At 73.3% G+C, this 16,108-nt stretch carries 13 protein-coding genes; 4 read left to right on the forward strand and 9 right to left on the reverse strand.

Features of this window, described 5'->3' with window-relative positions; all coding sequences use genetic code 11:
* The first annotated feature begins 105 nt into the window (after positions 1 to 105).
* From LTL01_RS01580 to LTL01_RS01595, 4 genes are all read left to right on the forward strand, one after another.
* On the forward strand, positions 106 to 999 hold the full coding sequence (locus LTL01_RS01580) for a cation-transporting ATPase (RefSeq protein ID WP_236967126.1): 894 nt from the start codon (positions 106 to 108) through the stop codon (positions 997 to 999).
* Positions 1,000 to 1,021: 22 nt separating this feature from the next.
* Positions 1,022 to 2,143, forward strand: coding sequence for an o-succinylbenzoate synthase (gene menC / locus LTL01_RS01585; protein WP_236967127.1), 1,122 nt, complete (start codon positions 1,022 to 1,024; stop codon positions 2,141 to 2,143).
* Positions 2,144 to 2,495: 352 nt separating this feature from the next.
* Positions 2,496 to 2,873: a DUF4870 domain-containing protein gene (locus LTL01_RS01590; RefSeq protein ID WP_236967128.1), complete on the forward strand. Its 378-nt coding sequence runs from the start codon at positions 2,496 to 2,498 to the stop codon at positions 2,871 to 2,873.
* A 129-nt stretch (positions 2,874 to 3,002) separates the two neighbouring features.
* Entirely contained in the window at positions 3,003 to 4,391 is a 1,389-nt protein-coding gene (locus LTL01_RS01595) for a glycine--tRNA ligase (protein ID WP_236967712.1), read from the forward strand.
* 640 nt (positions 4,392 to 5,031) lie between these two features.
* Here the strand turns inward: LTL01_RS01595 and LTL01_RS01600 are convergent.
* The 9 genes from LTL01_RS01600 to LTL01_RS01640 all read right to left on the reverse strand — a co-directional run bounded on the left by LTL01_RS01600 (position 5,032) and on the right by LTL01_RS01640 (position 16,027).
* Entirely contained in the window at positions 5,032 to 5,400 is a 369-nt protein-coding gene (locus LTL01_RS01600) for a hypothetical protein (protein WP_236967129.1), read from the reverse strand.
* Positions 5,390 to 9,559: a type VII secretion protein EccCa gene (gene eccCa / locus LTL01_RS01605; RefSeq protein WP_236967130.1), complete on the reverse strand. Its 4,170-nt coding sequence runs from the start codon at positions 9,557 to 9,559 to the stop codon at positions 5,390 to 5,392. The genes LTL01_RS01600 and eccCa overlap by 11 nt, the downstream gene beginning before the upstream one ends.
* Positions 9,556 to 10,371: a P-loop NTPase family protein gene (locus LTL01_RS01610; RefSeq protein ID WP_053546969.1), complete on the reverse strand. Its 816-nt coding sequence runs from the start codon at positions 10,369 to 10,371 to the stop codon at positions 9,556 to 9,558. Before LTL01_RS01610 ends, eccCa begins: the two co-directional genes overlap by 4 nt.
* On the reverse strand, positions 10,368 to 11,717 hold the full coding sequence (locus LTL01_RS01615; protein WP_236967131.1) for a ubiquitin family protein: 1,350 nt from the start codon (positions 11,715 to 11,717) through the stop codon (positions 10,368 to 10,370). The genes LTL01_RS01610 and LTL01_RS01615 overlap by 4 nt, the downstream gene beginning before the upstream one ends.
* Positions 11,714 to 11,986: a hypothetical protein gene (locus tag LTL01_RS01620; protein ID WP_236967132.1), complete on the reverse strand. Its 273-nt coding sequence runs from the start codon at positions 11,984 to 11,986 to the stop codon at positions 11,714 to 11,716. The genes LTL01_RS01615 and LTL01_RS01620 overlap by 4 nt, the downstream gene beginning before the upstream one ends.
* Entirely contained in the window at positions 11,986 to 13,134 is a 1,149-nt protein-coding gene (locus LTL01_RS01625) for a DUF6177 family protein (RefSeq protein ID WP_236967133.1), read from the reverse strand. The genes LTL01_RS01620 and LTL01_RS01625 overlap by 1 nt, the downstream gene beginning before the upstream one ends.
* A gap of 1 nt (position 13,135) precedes the next feature.
* Positions 13,136 to 13,903, reverse strand: a complete 768-nt coding sequence (locus tag LTL01_RS01630; RefSeq protein WP_236967134.1) for an FHA domain-containing protein — start codon at positions 13,901 to 13,903, stop codon at positions 13,136 to 13,138.
* A gap of 118 nt (positions 13,904 to 14,021) precedes the next feature.
* A complete protein-coding gene (locus tag LTL01_RS01635; RefSeq protein WP_236967135.1) occupies positions 14,022 to 15,503 on the reverse strand; it encodes a flotillin family protein in 1,482 nt (493 codons plus the stop codon).
* A 53-nt stretch (positions 15,504 to 15,556) separates the two neighbouring features.
* Positions 15,557 to 16,027: an NfeD C-terminal domain-containing protein gene (locus tag LTL01_RS01640; RefSeq protein ID WP_236967136.1), complete on the reverse strand. Its 471-nt coding sequence runs from the start codon at positions 16,025 to 16,027 to the stop codon at positions 15,557 to 15,559.
* Positions 16,028 to 16,108 lie beyond the last annotated feature (81 nt).

Below are 16,108 nucleotides of genomic sequence, written 5' to 3' on the forward strand. Positions count from 1 at the left end.
TCCCGATGCGGCGGAACCGTCAGTACGGACACGCGATCGTGTCCCGGTCCGCCGGCCCGGCATCCGGGTGGAGGAGACCTTGATGGGCTTTTCGAAAGGTTCGTCATGAGCACGTTCTCCCGCTTGTTCGACATCGCCTCCAAGGCGCTCGGATCCGCCTCCGGATCGAGCGCGCAGGGTTCGACCCCGTCCGGTGCGGGCGCGACCCGGCCGGGTGCGGCCGGCGCCACCGATTGGCACGGCCTCGTGGGCAAGGTCGCCGAGGCGGTGACCGGCGACGGCCGCGCAGGGCAGTCGGGCACCTCAGCGCCCAGCGGTCATCCGGCTCCGTCGCCGGCGTACACGCCGCCGACGGCCCCGGCATCCGCGGGTCGGCCGACGCTCGCACCGCCGCCGGCCGGCGCGACCGCTGCGCGTCCCGTCGTCGGGTCGGAGGCCGATCGCCGCGCCATCGCCCGCTACGACTACCTGCTGCAGACGGCCGACCCGCACCAGGTCGAGCAGATCCACCGCGACGCGTTCGCCCGGCTCACCCCGGGCCAGCGGGAGCAGGTCGAGGCGCGCATGCGGTCCGAGCTCCCGCCGGCGCTGCGGCCGGCATCCGCCAGCGCTCCCGACCTCGCGCGCGCGGCCGGCCGTGCCGAGGCCTCCCAGCCCGGACGGATGCGCGGCCTCCTCGCCCGCGTCGGCACCGGGGCAGCCGTCGGGGCCGGGGCCGCGGCCGGAGTGGGCCTGCTCGGACTCGTCGCCGGCGGTGCGGTGGTCAGCACGGTCGCGGGACCCCTGCTCGCCGAGGCGGCCGGCCTCGGGATCGACCTCGACGCCCTCGCGGGCGGGGTCGACGTCGAGGGCATCGCCGGCAGCATGGGCGGCTTCGCCGAAGATCAGGTCTCAGGGCTCGGCGAGCAGGTGTCGGGGCTCGGCGAGCAGATCTCGGGATTCGGCGAGCAGTTCGGCGGGTTCGAGCTCCCCGGTCTCGGTGACATCTTCGGGCGCTGACCCGGGTCGCTAGCCTGGGCGCATGGACAGCGCACCGATCACCCTGGACGGCGTCGAGCTGCGTGTGCTCCACCTGCCGCTCGTCGCCCCCTTCACCACGTCGTTCGGAACCGAGACCGTCCGCGAGGTGATCGTCGCGCGGGCACTCACCCCGGACGGTGACGGATGGGGCGAGATCGTCACCTCCGCGGCTCCCCTGTACTCCAGCGAGTACACGCAGGGTGCGTGGGACGTGGCGCTCCGGTGGATGATCCCCGCGCTCCTCGATGCGCACCGGATGCGGCCGGCCGAGGTCTCCGGCATCCTGGAGCCCTTCGTCGGACACCGCATGGTGAAGGCGGGGCTGGAGCTAGCGGTGCTCGACGCGTCGCTGCGCCTGGACGGCATCTCCCTCGGGGCGCACCTCGGAGTCACGCGCGACCGCGTGCCGAGCGGGGTGAGCGTCGGAATCCAGCGCGATCCGACGGCCCTCGTCGACGTCGTCGGCGGCTACCTCGACGAGGGATACGCGCGGATCAAGATCAAGATCAAACCCGGGCGGGATGTCGATGACACCGCCGCGGTGCGCGAGGCGTTCGGGGCGATCGCGCTGCAGGTCGACGCCAACTCGGCCTACACGCTCGCCGACGCGGACGTCCTGGCCGAACTCGACCGGTTCGATCTGCTGCTCATCGAGCAGCCTCTGCAGGAGGACGACCTCGTCGACCACGCGACGCTGGCTGCGCGTCTGCGCACCCCTGTGTGCCTCGACGAGTCGATCGTGTCGCGGAAGGCCGCCGTCGATGCGCTCGCCCTGGGGTCGGCATCCGTCATCAACATCAAGGCCGGCCGGGTCGGCGGGTACCTCGAGGCGGTCGCGATCCACGACCTCTGTCGCGACGCCGGTATCCCGGTCTGGTGTGGCGGGATGCTGGAGACGGGCATCGGGCGGGCGGCGAACGCCGCGCTCGCCGCCCTGCCCGGCTTCACCCTGCCGGGCGACGTGTCGGCGTCGAACCGGTTCTACGCCCGCGACATCGTCTGCGACCCGATCGTGCTCGAGGACGGCCACGTCCGTGTGCCCACCGGCCCCGGCCTAGGGATCGACATCGACCCCGTCGCCCTCGACGACGTCACCGTGGCCCGCGAGACCCTCCGGCGCTGATCCGGGCGGGACGGGTGCGGCCGATGCCGAACTCCTCCGATCCGCGCGCCCGGACCCGGGACGGCCGGCTGCAACCGGTCCCACCCGCCGTTTCTGAGGAGTTCGGCACGGAGGATCGGGGATGACCCGTGCGTCCGGCCCGACCGGTGCGCGCGCGGGGTACAGGGGCGCAGGCCGCGCCGAACTCCTCCGATCCGCGTGCTGGACGCCGTCTCCGCCTACCGGAACCGGTCCCACCAGACGTTCTTGAGGAGTTCGGTACGCGCCCGACCCGGCCCACGCCCCGGATCCCCCGCAGAACTGGGGGACAGCCCCCGTGTGCCGAGTCGGTCGTGCGTCCTAGGCTGACCGCATGACCACCCCTCCCTACGGGCCGCCGCCCGCCGGTGCGCCCTCCGCGGCCGCGATGTCGCCCGCCGACGAGAAGCTCTGGTCCACCCTGGTTCACCTGGGCGGGCTCTTCTTCGGCTTCCTCGCCCCGCTGATCGGATACCTGATCCTCAAGGACCGGGGCCCCTTCGTCCGCGCGCACACCGCCACGGCACTCAATTTCCAGCTGACGCTCCTCATCGCCTACCTCGTGGGCGGCATCCTGTCCATCGTCGTCATCGGGCTCTTCGTCATCCTCGCGGCTTACGTGCTGAACGTCGTGTTCTGCATCGTCGCGGCCGTGAGGGCCAATCAGGGCGATTGGTACACGTACCCGCTCACGATCCGCTTCGTCAGCTGACCCCCCGTCGGCCGGCGGTGGCGGTCGCGGCAGCGTGTGGGCGCGGCATCCGCTGACCTAGAATCGGGGATGCCGCGCATCGCGGCGTCCTGCGGAATCCCGCGCCCCCACCCGACCATTGGAGCCACCGTGGCCGAGCAGTCCCGCCTCGACAAAGTCATCGCCCTCGCCCGTCACCGCGGGTTCGTCTTCCAGGCGGGCGAGATCTACGGCGGATCCCGCTCGGCGTGGGACTACGGCCCCCTCGGGACGGAGCTGAAGGAGAACATCCGCCGCCAGTGGTGGCAGACCTTCGTGCGCGGCCGCGGCGACATGGTCGGCCTCGACTCGTCGATCATCCTGCCCAAGCGCGTGTGGGAGGCCTCCGGCCACGTCGCGACCTTCACCGACCCGCTGGTCGAGTGCCTCCAGTGCCACAAGCGCTTCCGCGCCGACAACCTCATCGAGGACTTCGAGGCGCGCAAGGGGCGGAAGGCCGAGAACGGCCTGGCCGACATCCCGTGCCCCAACTGCGGGACGAAGGGGCAGTACACCGAGCCCAAGGCGTTCTCGGGTCTGGTCAAGACCTACCTCGGTGTCGTCGACGACGAGTCCGGCCTGCACTACCTGCGCCCCGAGACCGCGCAGGGCATCTTCGTGAACTTCTCCAACGTGCTCACCGCGTCGCGGAAGAAGCCGCCGTTCGGCATCGGCCAGGTCGGCAAGGCGTTCCGGAACGAGATCACCCCCGGCAACTTCATCTTCCGCACGCGCGAGTTCGAGCAGATGGAGATCGAGTTCTTCACCCCGCCCGCCGACGCCGGCGAGTGGTTCGAGCACTGGGTGGAAGAGTGCTGGAACTGGTTCATCGACCTCGGCATCGACGCGGCGAACATGCGTCGCTTCGACGTGCCCGAGGAAGACCGTGCACACTACTCCGCCGGGACCATCGACGTCGAATACCGCTTCGGCTTCCCGGGCAAGGAGTGGGGCGAGCTCATGGGCGTCGCCAACCGCACCGACTACGACCTGAAGAGCCACACCGAGGCATCCGGACAGTCCCTGACCTACTTCGACCAGGCGTCGGGCGAGAAGTACACGCCCTACGTGATCGAGCCGTCGTTCGGTCTGACGCGCGCGATGATGGCGTTCCTCGTCGACGCGTACCGCGAAGAAGAGGCGCCGAACGCCAAGGGCGGCACCGACACCCGTACGGTCCTCGGCCTGGATCCGCGTCTGGCTCCGGTGAAGGTCGCGGTGCTGCCGCTGTCGCGCAACGAGAAGCTCTCGCCGCTGGCGCGGGAGGTCTCGGACCGCCTTCGCGCGCAGGGCTGGGCGACCGACTTCGACGACGCCGGCGCGATCGGCCGCCGCTACCGCCGTCAGGACGAGATCGGCACGCCGCTGTGCGTCACGGTCGACTTCGATTCGCTCGACGACGACGCGGTGACCGTGCGCGACCGCGACACCATGGCCCAGGAGCGCGTGCCGCTCGAGGGGCTCATCGGCTACCTCTCGGAGCGCCTGCGCGGCGCCTGATCGGCCGGCGGCGTACACGCCGTCCCGTACCGAACTCCTCCGATCCTGCCCGCCGCGGCGGATCCGGGGGAGTTTCGGCGTTTGCGGTGCCGGATCGGAGGAGTTCGGCCAGGGGCAGGGGGAGCGGATGCCGGATCTCCGCCTTCGGGGGGAGGCGTCGGCGCCGACGTCGACCTACCGTCGGAGTATGGATGTCGCGTCGATCATCATGGGAATGTCCATCGCCTCGATCGCGTGAATCTGTTTCGTCCCGTGGACGAAGCTCCGCGAGCTGCGCGAGGCCGAGGCGCGCGCGGCGGCTGAAGGCCGCGATTCCGACCCGACCTGAGGGCCTTCCTCCGGCGGGTGTCGCGTGCCGTGGTGACAGCCGCGGGCCCGGGTGATAGCACCGGGGTGTGCCTAACTCCTCTGATCCGTGCGGGTGAGGCCCGGATCGGGGTGTTTGGGCCGGTGCGGGCGCGGATCGGAGGAGTTCGGTACGGGAGCGCGGGTAGACGCGCGCGCCCACGGGCGACCGCGGGGGTGGCGCCGGGGCGTGCCTAACTCCTCTGATCCGGGCTGATTCGCGCCGGAACGGGCGGATCGGGCGGATTGGGGCGCGAATCTGAGGAGTTCGACACGGGAGGTGGGCGGCGGCGGGTCAGCGGAGGCCGTGGTGCACCACGCGGGCACCGGATGCCGATACCACGGCGTCGAGGATCGCGACGCCGATCGCGCCCTCGGGTTCCCACGGCGTGTAGGCATCTGACCAGAACCGGGTGCCGGACGGCAGGTCGGCCACCCCGGGGAGGAGCCGCGCGACCTCGTCGAGCGTCGGCAGGAGCCGCGGGCGCAGCACGGTGAGCACGACCGTCTCGCCGCCGCGCACCTGCAGCGCCGCACCGTCGTCGACCTCGCGCAGGTTCAGCGGCGCGGTCGCACCCGCCAGCTCCCACACCCGCCGTGCGGCGGCCTCGATCTCGTCGGCGCCGAGCGCGCTCGGGCTCAGCACCACGCTGCTACGGGGCATCGCGTCTCCTTCGGCGCCGCGCCGGCGGGTCGTCGTCCGGGCCAGAGTCCGGCACATCGGGGGTCACCGGCTCGGCGGGGGGCGTCGGCGCGGCCGCGTCCGGCACATCCACCACACCCGGCTCCGCGGCAACGGGCTCCGGCTCCACGGCCTCCACCGGCACCGGTGCAGCGGGCTGCGGCGCGACGGCCCGCACGTCATCCCCCTCGGGCGCGAAGTGGGCGATCTGCACGAGGGCGGGGCGCTCGCCACGGCGGGCGAGGCGTCCGCGTCCGGCGATCATCGGTTCGGCGTAGAGCTTGGGCAGCAGCTGCCCCTCCGAACGGTCGCCGGACATCACCAGCGCGGTGCCGCCGGTGTCGCGCACCGACTGCAGGGCGAGATCGAACATCGCGCGGGATGCCCCGGCGACGGGCCGCGCCACGACGACGTTCAGGCGCAGATCGCGCGCCGACGCGAGCGAGGCGAGCAGCGGCCGCAGCGGTTCGGCCCCGCCGGCGGCGAGGATGTCGAAGTCGTCGGCGACGACGAGGATGCGCGGGCCCGCGGCATCCCGGTTCCCGGCCCGCTTGTCGAGCTCGACCGCGATCGACTCGGCAAGCTGCCGTGCCTGACGCCCGCTGGTCGCGTGTCCGCCGAGGTAGGCGTCGGGGATGTCGCCGACGAGGTCGCCGCGGGCGTCCATGAGCGCGATGACGAGCTCCTCCGGGGAGTGCCGGTCGATGGCTCCCTGGATGATGCCGCGCAGCACGGTCGTCTTCCCGCAGCGGCTGTCGCCGAGGACGAGCAGGTGCGGATCGCGCGTGGCGAGGTCGAGTGTCACCGGCTGCATCGTGTCCTGACGGAGGCCCAGCGGGATCTCGTCCGGCTCGTCGAGGGGGTCCGGCAGCTCGTCGGGGGCGAGGTCGTCGGGAAGCAGCCGGATCGGCGCCGCCCCGGGACCGCCCCAGCGCGCGGCGGCATCGCGCGCGATCGCCTCGAGCGCCTCGCCCACGTCGGCGTCGTCGACCTCTTCGAGCAGCGGCAGCGCGATCTGCGCGAACAGCTTGTCGTCGGTGAGCACGCGGCCCGGCTCGTCGGCGCGCAGCGTCGCCGAGAGCTTCCGCGCGATCTGCGAGTCGGCGGGGTCGTTGACCTTCAGCTCCAGCCGGGTGCCGATGAGGCTCTGCAGGTTCATCCGCAGCTCGTTCCACCGCGAGAGGGTGACCACGACATGGATGCCGAAGCTGCCGCCGCGCTCGAGGAGCTCCGACAGCGCCGGCTCGAGGTCTTCGAAGTCGGTGCGCATCGCCCCGAGTCCGTCGACGAGGAGGACCACGTCGGCGCTCGGCAGCTGCGGGATCCGCCCCGCGGCGTGCTGTCGGCGGAGGTCGGCGAGGGAGTCGAGGCCCTGTTCGCGGAACACCTGCTCTCGCGTGGCGAGCATCGCGGTGAGCTCCTCGAGCAGACGGGTGAGCCGCTCACGGTGCCCGCGCGTGGCGACGCCGCCGACGTGCGGGAACGGCTCGATCCGGCTGAGGCCACCGCCGGTGAGGTCCATGCCGTAGATGCTGACCTCGCGCGGCGAGTGGGAGAAGGCGAGGGATGCCGCGAGCGTGCGCAGGAACGTCGATCGCCCCGACTGGGGGGCGCCGGTGATCGACACGTGGCCGCCCGAGCGGGTGAGGTCGAGCATCCACGGTGCCTGCCGCTGGCGCGTCGGGTCGTCGAGGAGTCCCATCGGGGCGCGCAGGTCGCCCACGGCGCGCTGCTCGGCGCTCGGCAGGACGCCGCCGAGGGTGAGCACCGGCGGAAGCGGCGGCAACCAGACCGGCATGGTGCGGGCGACACCGCGCGAGAGACGCGAGGTCGCGGCCTGGACGAGGGTTCGGCCGGTGGTCGGCGCGGCCGGGCCGGGCGCGGCATCCGTGTCGTCCTCGGTCTCGTCGGCGACGAGGTCGTAGGCGGGGAGTTCGCGCACGGGCGGGGGCGCGTCGTCGGGTCGGACGTCCTCGCGCCGCTCGGGGACGGGCCCCGACACGTACCCGGCGCGGAAGCGGGTGTAGACCGATGTGTCGACCTTGAGGTAGCCGAAGCCGGGGATCGCCGGCAGGTGGAAGGCGTCCGGGGTGTCGAGGACGACCGCCGACTCGGCCTCCGAGAAGGTGCGGAGTCCGATGCGGTACGACAGGTAGGTGTCGAGGCCCCGCAGGCGTCCGCCTTCGATCCGCTGGCTCGACAGCAGCAGGTGCACGCCGATCGAGCGGCCGATGCGGCCGATGGTGAGCAGCAGCTCGACGAAGTCGGGTTCGGCCGTCAACAGCTCGCCGAACTCGTCGATGACGAGGAAGAGGTGCGGAAGGGCGGGCAGGTCCTGCCTCTCACGGCGCAGCTCGCGATAGTGGCCGATGGATGCCGCGTTCCCGGCCTCCTTCAGCAGGCGCTGGCGTCGTACGACTTCGCCCTGGATGCTCTCGCGCGCCCGCTCGGTCAGCTGCGGGTCGTCGGCGAGGTTGTCGATGAGGCCGGCGACGTGCGGGAGGTGCGCGAACGGCGCGAAGGCCGCACCGCCCTTGTAGTCGACGAGGATCATCGCGAGGTCGTCGGGAGAGTGCGTGAGGGCGAGGCCCAGCACGAGCGTCCGCAGCAGCTCGCTCTTGCCCGACCCGGTCGCGCCGATGCAGATGCCGTGCGGGCCCATGCCGAGCTGCGCGGACTCCTTGAGGTCGAGCAGCACGGGGCCGCCGCGGTCGTCGACGCCGATCGGGACGCGGAGGAAGTCCGCAGCCGAGCGCGGGCGCCACGCCTCGCGGAGGTCGATGTTCTCGACGTCGTCCATGCCGAGGAGCTCGGTGACATCCGGCGCGAGGGCGCCCTGCGCGTCGACGGCGCTCGTTCGGGTGAGGCGGAGACCCGCGAGGGGGCGGGCGATCACCTCGAGCAGCGCGGCATCCACCGGATCGGGACGGATGCCGGTGACCGCCGGCTCGCCGCTCCCCGGTGTCTCGATCACGGCCTCGACGGGCGCGTCCTCACCGTCACTGTCGGCGCCCGCCCCGGCCACGCCCCCACCGCCGGTGACGGTGACGCGCGCGATGACGGTGGAGGGCTCCTTGAGACGGTCGTCGACGACGTGGATGACCGTGATGCCGAGGGCGGAGAGGTCGAGGACGGCGTCCAGCGGCGGGAGTGCGCGGGCGGCCTCGGTGCCCTCGTCGATGAAGACGATGAGGCGGCCGGGCTTGGTGCGTCGCCCCGCGCGGCGGGCCGCGGCGGCCGTCGCGCTGCGGTCGCGGAGCTCCCCGCCGATGAGGGCGAGGAGATCGTCGACGGTCGGGGCGACCCGGCGGGCGGCGACGGCGCCCGGGGCGGGCTCGGCGCCGGCGAGGTGCGGGAGGAGGTCGAAGCCGCGCCAGTCGCCGAGGCGCTCCTCGGGGACGACGAGGGCGAGGTGGACGTCGTCGGGGGAATGCAGGGCCGCGATCTGCGCGGCGAGGGCGCGGCACACAGGCAGGGTCTGCGCGCGCTCGCCGATGAGCGAGACGTGTCCGCCGCGCTCGAGGTCGAGCACCGCGGGGGTGCCCTGGGCGATACCGGCGAGGCGGACGACCCGCTCGGCGGCACTCTTCATGACCGGATCGAACGGCTGCACCGGGTTCTGCTCCGGCGGGAGGAGCACGTCCACCGCGCGGAGGTCGCCGGTGCCGAGGCGCACGTGGAGGAAGTCCGCGTCGCTCGGTCGCCGCTCCCATCGCCGGGCGGGATTCGCGGCGATCTCCACCAGCGTCGCCGGGTCGGGGTGCAGGCGCCGCGTGGCCTCCCGGTGGGCGTCGGCGGTCTCGCGGACGTCGGCGCGCAGCTCTTCGAGGTAGTCGAGGTAGCGCTCGCGCTGGACCCGGCGCTGGCGGGCGGCGTTCCCGCGCGCGCTGAAGGCCATACCGACACCGCCGACCAGTGCGACGACGAGGATGACCGCGCCGACGACGACCATGATCGGGTTGTTGCGCAGCAGCACGATCATCGTGATCGACGACAGGCTGCCCACGACCGGCAGCAGCGACTGGATCGGGAATCCCGTGGACCCCTCGCCGATCGGCGGTGGCGGCGCGAGCGTGATGTCGGCGGGAGCCTTGACGGGCTCGGTGATGCGCGCGGGGCGGTGGACGACGTGGACGCTCATGCGGCGACCTCCGATGCGGATGCCGCCATGAGGGCGGCGGTCAGGCGCAGCAGCGCCCGTTCAGCCGGTCGCGTGCGGGGTGCGGCATCCGCCTGGAGTCCGCCGTCGAACGGGATCGCGACGGCCGGGGCGGGGTCGCCGTCCACCGCGCGGGCCACGGCGTCTCCCGCTCGCGCGTGGTCGACGAGGGCGAGGACGACGCCCGGTCGCTCGGGGAGCGACACGATGGCGGGCGCCACGGCGCGGGCGAGCTCGGTGGCCGTCCGACCGGCGTCCGCGACGAGGCAGACCACGTCGCAGAGCGCCGCGCACGTCGCGAGGTCGACGAGCGGATGCCGTACCCCGAAGTCGGTGACGGTGACCTCGAAGAAGCGGGCGATGGGCGCGACCTCGGACAGCCAGCTCTCGGCGGCGGCGGGTTCTTCGGCATCCGTCGCGTCGTGCGGAGCCGGACGGACGGCGAACCAGCCGTCGCCGGAGGGGAGGCCGGTCCGGGCGTCGTCGCTCGTGCGCGCCCCCGCGCGGGTGTCGTCGGGCGACGTGGGGTCCGCCCCGAGTCGGGCGCCGAGCGAACGCGCGCCGGACGAGAGGTCGACGGCGAGGATGGGTTCGCTGCGACGGGAGGCCAGGATGCCGGTCACGCGGTGGGCGAGGGTGCTCGTGCCCGTTCCGGGGGCGAGTGAGATGAAGCCGATCCGCCGGGTGGTGGGAAGCTCGGTGGCGATTGCGCGGTGCCAGCCGGTCACGCGCGCGCGTTCGGCGGCGGCGCTGCCGAACAGGGCGGCGGGGAGAGCGCGGACGTCGAGGCTCACGATCCGCCGCCGAACATGCCGAGGAGTTCGGGGTAGATCCCGAGCGCGCCGACGAGGAGGGGGAGAAGAGAGACGACCGCGAGGGTCTCGAGGGCGTTGCCGAAGCCGCGGAGGCGCGCGCGGGTGTGCTCGCGCGGGGCGACGAGGGTCGCGACGGCCACGAGGGTCGCGGTGGCCGCGGCGGCGGCGACGCCGAGCCACGACCGCTCGCCCGCCAGCTGTGTGAGGAGGGCCGTGAGCGCGATCGCCGCGACGGCGGCCCAGAGGGTCCAGCCCTGCATCCGCAGCGGGAAGGCGCGCGAGCGGAGCGCCGCGATCAGCGCGAAGGCGAGCGCGAGCAGGCCGCTCCACAGCTCGTCGGCGAGCACGAGGGCTGTGCCCGTGATCGCGAGGAGCGCGGCGACGCCGACGACGCTCCAGGTGAGGGCGGCGTAGGCGTCGTCGATCGAGGCGAAGGCGCGCGGGCGGTCCAGGCGCTCGCCGCGCGCGACGCGGCGGTCGAGGTCGGTGAGGCCCGCGGCCGACAGTGCGATCCAGGGGAGCGGCCCGGTGGCGAAGGCGGCGAGCGTCCCGGCGATCGCCGCGGCGGGTGCCGGAGCGACCCCGGCCATCAGCATCCCGAGGAGGATGCTCGCAAGCACCGCGCCCCACGCCCCGCCCGCGGCGGCACCGGGCGCGCGCAGGGCCACGCCGCGTCCGAGCAGCACCGCGGTGCCGCCGGCGGCGACGGCGACGGATGCCGCGAGCAGCAGCGCCGCGCCCGGATCAGCACCGGCGGCCAGCGCGGCGCTCGACGAGGCGATGGCGAGGGGCAGGACGAGACCGGCCGCGGCGGCGCCGACGCACGCGGACACGCGGCGGAGGCCGAGGAGCCCGAGGCCGACCGCGGTGCCGAGCAGCACGACGACCGCCGCGAGCAGGGTGGCCACAGCGACCCCCGATTCGGCGAACGGCGCGAGCAGGCCCGCCGCGGCGAACGCGAGCGCGATCCCGGTGCCGCCGGCGATCATCCGGGCGCGATCGTCCCATCGGTCGGGGCGGGCGTCGTGGGCGTCGGCGGCGGCGTCGGTCACGTCGATGACGACCGGGGGCGGCGGTGCGGCATCCAGCCGCACGAGGCGCACCAGGGTGCCGTCGACGAGGTCGAGCTGCTCGGGCGAGAGACCGATGTCGAGCTGCTCACCGTCCGGGGTGACGAGCGTGAGCGGGCGCGACACGGTGCCGGAGGTCTCGCCGAGCAGGTCGAGCAAACGCGGCACGGCCGCCCCGAGGGGCTCGCGGCTGGCGACGACGACCTCGCTGCGACGGGTGGCGCCGGCGACGGTGAGGCGGGTGTAGATGCTCATGAGGACTCTTCCGCGAGGACGACGGTGACGGATGCCGCGGCCGGGGCGGTGCTCGCCTCGGCGCGGTCGGCGAGGAGCTGCACGACGAAGGACACCCCGACGCAGACCGCGCAGGCGACGGCCGCGACGATGAGCGACCCGATCAGGCGCTTCAGGTGGTCGTTGACGGTGCGGCGCTCGCCGATGTGGCCGTAGAGCAGGGCGGCGCCGAGCCTCATCCGCTCGATCTTGGCCTGCTCGATGAGGACCGTGTCGCGTTGGTCGGGCATCAGGCCTCGCTTCCGGGCCGAGGTGAGGAAGGCGCGGCCGGAGCCGCCGAGGAGGCGGCGGCGTCCGCGTCGGCGGTCCGCAGCGCCGCGGCGACCTCCGGCGCCACGCCGAGGAGGGCGGACAGGCGCGTTCCGTCGAGAGTGCCGAGCATCTCCGTCAGACGCGTCCAGCCGCCGCCGTCGACCGAGCCGAGGGGGACGAGGGCGCCCGGGATGCGGGGGCTGCCGACGACCGTGCCGCCGTGCTGAGCGACCCAGGACGCCGCGTCCACACCGAGCGCGCGGATGCCGGGCGGGCCGACGAGGAGCGCGAGCGGTTCGGGGGTGGCGGGTGTCAGCGGTCGCACGGCCAGGTCGGGGGCGCCGATCGTGGCGAAGGCGATGCCGAGGAGCGGCATCCCGATGTCGGCGGCGCGCGCGAGGAGGCGCCGGGCGAAGAGCGCGGCATCCGCGGTCCTCGCGTCGCCCGGGCCGCCGAGCTCCGCCCAGACGCGGCTGGTCTCCTCCAGGCCCTCGGAGGTGCGGGCGACCTGCAGGGTCGACAGCAGCGCGTGGTCGGCCGACGCCCTCGCCGCCCAGCGGCTCTCGGTCGGCATCCGTCGACGCGTGCGCTCGGTGAGGTCGTCCCGGTCCCACGCGGCCACGAGGGGCTCGGTCGGACCCCATGCCGAGGGCGCGCTGTCGACGAGTGTCTCCGTGGCCGCCTCGATGACGCCGCCGAGCCGCACCGGTCGCGAGACCCGGTGGCGCGTGGAGATCGTCGCCACCAGCTGCAGTCGGCTCGAGATCGGTGCGCGCAGGAACACGGGGTGGAGATCGGATGCCGCGAGCTGCGCCGTCGCCGACAGGACGTTGGTGATCTGCGCGAGGCGGCGGCCGGTGCGCGCGTCGTAGCCGACCGCGGCGGGATCCTCCGGGGTGCGGATCACCCAGTGCCCGCGGACCGCCGCGAGGGCGTCCGCAAGGACGGGGGTCATCCGGCTGTGCGGACCCGATATGACGATCGCGCGCGCGCCGTCGCCGGTGACGCGGTGCAGGTAGTCGCTCATCCCCGCGGTCAGCGCGATCACCGGCGCACGGGTCTCGGTCGCCGACCAGCCGGGGCCGGCGCCGTCCTCGAGAGGGTGGGGTGCGAAGGAGGGGCCCATGTCAGCCTTCCGTCCGGACGGAGAGCTCGCGGTCTCCGAGTTCGAGGGTCGCATCGGCCGGGATGGGGGTGCGCTGGAAGGCGAGGAAGGGCTGGGAACCCGCGTCGGTGCGCAGGAACGTGCCGTTGGTCGAGCCGAGGTCGGTGACCCACACGCGACGGCCGTCCCATTCCAGGCGCGCGTGCGACTTCGACAGGCTCCGCGACAGGTCGGGCCACTGGTAGACCTCTGCGGGCGCGTCGTCGGGTGCCGAGGGGTTGCGGCCGAGCACGAGCGCCGAGGCGAGGGAGACCCGCTGTCCCGAATCGAGTTCGATGACCGGGACCCGGCCGCGCACCGGACGTGCCGGCGGGAGGGTGGCGCGGTCGGGGAACGCGAAGGGAGCCAGCGCCGGGGCGAACGGATCGCGCCCGCGCCGGAGGTCGACCGTGCCGAGATCGCGTCGCGCGAGCGCGGGGAGGAGCGCCCGCCCGGTGGAGGCGCCGGTCGAGCGGCGGACGGTGCGCGTCCCCATCGCCGCGTGGCCGGGGGTCCGGCCGGAGCGGGCGAGGCCGCGCACGATCGCACCGGCGGCGAGCACGGTCAGCACGATCAGCACCCCGCCGAGAAGGGCGAGCCCCGCGGCGAGGGCGATCACCGCGAGGGCCGCGAGGACGAGCACCACGGCGAGATCGATGGTCGCCGCCGCGACCCGTGACAGCGGCCGCGCAGGGGCGGTGCCGACGAGCGGATCGACCTCGGGGATCGGAGCGTTCGGAAGTGTCGTCATATCAGGGGGGAAATCGCCGGTCGGGGGCCGGTTTTCATGGCCGATCCAGGCTAACGCAGGTGGCGGGCGGCGCCCTGTCCCCCAAATGGGGGACGTGGACACCGCCCGCGTCGTCGACTCAGGATGCCGAGGTCGAACCCCCGCTCGGGGCGGATCCCGCTCCGGCGCCCGCCGTGGAGCGCGCGGCGATCCCCTGGAGGAGGGCGGAGAGGTCGAGCCCGGTGAGGCCCTTGACGACCTCGGTGCCTTCGCCGAGGACCTTGCCCACGGTCTTCGTCATCTCGGACGCACCGTCGGTCGAGACGACGGTGAGGGTGTCGATCGAGGCGATCGGCTCGGCGGCGGCGCGGACGATCTCCGGCAGGCGCGAGATGATCTCCTGCGCGAGGGCGGCTTCGCCGTACTTCTTGAGTGCCTCGGCCTTGGCGTCGGTCGCGTCGGCCTCGGCGACACCCTCCGCGCGGGTCGCGGCGGCGCGCGCTTCACCCTCGGCGGCGATACCGGCGGCGAGGGCCACCTGGCGGTCGCGGTCGGCTTCACCCGACAGGCGCACGGCCGTGGCCGCGGCCTCGGCATCCTGAACGGCGGCGACCTTGTTGGCCTCGGCGATCTTGGTGCGCTTGAACGCGTCGGCCTCGGTGGCGGCGTTGGCCGCGTCACGCTGCGCGGTCGCGCGCTGCACCTCGGCGTACGCCTCGGCCTCGGCGGGCTTGCGGATCTCGATGTCGAGGCGCTCCTGCGTGACGAGGGCCTGCTCGACGAGCGCTTCGCGCTCCTGCTGGGCGACCAGGCGATCCTGCTCGGCCTTGGTGAACAGACCCGCGGCGTCGGCTTCGGCGTTCGCGCGGTCGGTCTCGGCCTTGATCGAGGCCTGGCGGAGCGAGAGGGCCTTCTGGCGCTCGGCGATCTGCTCCTGCGCCTCGATGCGGGCGAACTCGGACGCGCGCGACGCCTCGGCCTCGCTGACCTCGGCGACCTGGCGGGCCCGCGCGGCCTCGGCGCGACCGAGGTTGGCGAGGTAGTCGCTGCCGGGCGTGGAGATGTCGCTGATGTTGAGGAGGTCGACCTGGAGGCCCTGCTCGACGAGGTCGGCCTTCGTCTCGGCGACGACGCGGTCCGACAGGCTCTTGCGGTCGGAGATGATCTGCTCGATCGTCATGTCGCCGACGATGGAGCGGAGCGACCCCTCGAGGGATTCACGGATGATGTCGGTCAGCGTCCCCTGCTGCGAGAGGAAGCGCTGCGCGGCGCGGCGCACGCCCTCCTCGGTTCCCGAGACCTTGAAGTTGATGGACGCCTTGATGGCGATCTTGATGCGGTTCTTGTCCACACCTTCGACGGTGATGCCGATCTGGCGCTGCTCGAGCGAGATCGAGAAGCCCTGCTGGAGGATCGGCCAGACGAAGGTGCGGCCGCCGATCACGACCCGCTGGCCGACGCTCTCGCCGGGGGCGGCGCGCCCGGCGCCACGGCCCACGATGACGAGGGCTTCGTTCGGGGGCACGCGACGGATACGGCGGGCGATGAAGATCAGCAGTGCCACCGCCGCGATGATGAGGGCGATGATCGCGATGACCTGGATCAGGAGCGGGTCCAACATGGGGTCCTCTCGGAGATGGGGAGTGGGGACGACAGGGTGGTACCCGAGGGGACTTACTCGGGGATGACTTTGACGCGCGTGCCGCTGTGCGCGATGACGCGGATGCGCAGACCCTCGGCGATCGGTTCGTCGGAGTACGCGAGGCGCCGCTCGATCTCACCGGGGCCGTCGAGGCTGACCTCGCCGCCGGACGCGGAGATCGGCGACGTCGAGACGCCGGTGAGTCCGATGGCGCTGAGCGGTGCGCCGTCGGAGGTCTTGGTCAGGCGCTTGACGACGACGAGGGCGAGCACGTAGGCGGCGATCGCGAAGACGGCGCCGAGCACGTAGGCCCAGATGGTGTCGAGGCCGGACTGCGAGGTGAAGACCCCCGCGGCGCCGAAGACGACGGCGGCGATGCCGAGGGCGGTGCCGGAGATCGCCCCCTCGCCGATCTCGAAGTGGTCGAAGATGTCGCCGACGATCAGCGAGATGAGCAGGACGGCCAGACCGACCCCGCCCACGATCAGGAACGGCAGCAGCACGAATCCCCCTTCGGCAGTGTGCCCTCAGCCTAGGGGGCGGGGCCACTCGGGTTGGGCACGGCGTCCCGAGATGTGGACAAA

The organism is Microbacterium aurantiacum (genome assembly GCF_021654035.1).
Classification (GTDB): Bacteria; Actinomycetota; Actinomycetes; order Actinomycetales; family Microbacteriaceae; genus Microbacterium; species Microbacterium aurantiacum.